The sequence below is a fragment of the Paraburkholderia sp. JHI2823 genome, assembly GCF_038900695.1.
Classification (GTDB): domain Bacteria; phylum Pseudomonadota; class Gammaproteobacteria; order Burkholderiales; family Burkholderiaceae; genus Paraburkholderia; species Paraburkholderia mimosarum.
Genome location: NZ_JAYMRY010000371.1, coordinates 1 through 325, shown reverse-complemented (window position 1 = coordinate 325; position 325 = coordinate 1). Strand labels below are relative to the sequence as shown.

At 48.3% G+C, this 325-nt stretch carries 1 tRNA gene; it reads right to left on the bottom strand.

Annotated features, from left to right (window positions below):
* Positions 1-247: 247 nt before the first annotated feature.
* Positions 248-323 (bottom strand) — tRNA-Ala (locus tag VSR34_RS39020).
* Positions 324-325: the final 2 nt, after the last annotated feature.

Genomic DNA, 325 nt, shown 5'->3' with positions numbered 1-325 from the left:
TACAGGTTGAGTATTCGTGTTGCGCCGTATTCCAAAGCAATCTTTCGATCACTTAAAAATACATTGATACAATCACAACCCTGATTCACCTACTCCACACCCATCTCTAAGTGTGTTTCAGATGAATCTCTTTACTACTTCTTCCTGATTGTTAAAGAACGACAGCCGATACTTTCGTACCGCTCTGACTGGCTCAATCGCCAATGCGAAGGGCTCTGCTTCGTGCAGAACGCTGTGCATTGAGGATTGGTGGAGGATGACGGGATCGAACCGACGACCCCCTGCTTGCAAAGCAGGTGCTCTCCCAGCTGAGCTAATCCCCCAG